Annotated in this window: 1 protein-coding gene; it reads left to right on the top strand. The window is 74.9% G+C overall.

Going from position 1 to position 1,597, the window contains the following annotated elements; all coding sequences use genetic code 11:
• Window positions 1–1,597: condensation domain-containing protein (locus ACMZ42_RS27025; RefSeq protein ID WP_415733427.1), on the top strand; the 1,597-nt coding region annotated here is incomplete at both ends.

Consider the following 1,597-nt stretch of genomic DNA (forward strand, 5'->3'; position numbering starts at 1 on the left):
CATCCGCAGCGGGCGACCTACACGGTACCGGCGGTCGTCGGGCTCACAGGCGTGCTCGACCAGGTCGCACTGGAACAGGCCCTGACCGCGCTCGCCGCACGGCACGAGCCGCTGCGCACCCGTGTCCGCGATACCGGCTCCGGGCCCATCGCCCAGGTCGGCGAACCAGCACCGGTCCCGCTGGAGTCGGCTGGCCCGGCTGTGGACCCCTGGCCGCTCGTGGACGCCTTCCTGCAACTGCCGTTCGCTCTCGACGCCGAGCCCCCACTGCGGGCCCTGCTGATCAGTCTCGCCCCGGAAGGCCGCGCTGAAGAGGGCATCGCCGACCGGCACCTGCTCGTCCTCGCCGTCCACCACATCGCCACCGACGGCGACTCCCAGCGGATCCTCCTGGCCGAGTTGGGCGAGCTGTATTCCGGCCGCGCGCTCGCGCCGCTGCCCGTCGCATACGGGGACGTCGTACTGTGGCGGGCCGGCCGCCCTACGGATGTGAGCGGTCGGCTGCACGCCCTGCGCGGCCACCGCGACAGGCCGCTCGCCCTCGAAGGCCCCGATCCCGCCGCAGCCCAGGGCATCGGCGCCCGGCACACCCGCAGCCTCGGCCCACAGCTGACCGCAGCGGTGCGCGCCTGCGCGGACGCCCGCCGTACGACCGTGTTCACCGCCCTGCTCGCCGCCTTCGCGGACGTCGTCGCCCGGTGGTCGGGATCCGACGACGTGTGCCTCGGCTATCCGCTCAGTGTGCGGGAGCCGGACGCCGCCCGCGACCTCGTCGGGTTCTTCGTCGAGACCTGCGCCGTACGTATCGATGTCTCCGGCCGCCCGTCCTACGGCGGGGTCGTCGACCGCGTGCACGCCGAAGTGGTCGCCGCATCCACCGCTGCCGGGCACTTCGAAGAGCTGGCCGAGGCGGTCGCGGGCGAACGCGGCGACCGTCGACCGCTGTTCCGCGCCTGGTTCAATCACCTCGGCGGCCCCACGCCCCCGCCGCAGCTCGCCGGACTGACCGCGCGGCTGCTGCCACCCCCGAGCCCGCCCGCCCTCTTCGACCTCAACATGTACGTGGTGGAGAGCGTCGACGACATCCATCTGGAGCTCGTCCGCGATGTCGCGGCCTGCTCGCCGGAGGCGGCCGAGGAGATCCTGCGCCAGTACACCGCGCTGCTGGCCCACGCCGTCGCGGACCCGGACGCGCCACTGCGCTACCGGCCGCCCTCCCCCGCGCTGCCCGACCCCGCCGAGCCGCTGAACCCCGGCGAACCGCTGCCCCCCGCCGCAGCACCCGCGTTCGCCCGGCAGCTCGCCCGGACCGCCCGCCACCGCGCCTCGACTCCGGCCGTGGACGGGCTGAGCTACGCCGCACTGCGCACCGCCGTCCGTGAACTGACCGCCGCCATCCGGGCCGCCCGGATACCACCCGGCGCCACGGTCGCCGTCGCTGCCGAGCGCAACCCCGACTTGGTGGTCGCGATGCTCGGCGTATGGGCGGCGCAGTGCCGGCTGCTCGTGCTCGACCCGGACCATCCGCCGCCGCGGAACGCGGCCGCCTGCGCCGCGGCGCAGGCGGACTGCCTGATCGCCGCGGAGTTCCCAGTGC

Source organism: Lysinibacillus sp. NPDC056185, from assembly GCF_047737915.1.
In the GTDB taxonomy this organism is placed as follows: domain Bacteria; phylum Bacillota; class Bacilli; order Bacillales_A; family Planococcaceae; genus Lysinibacillus.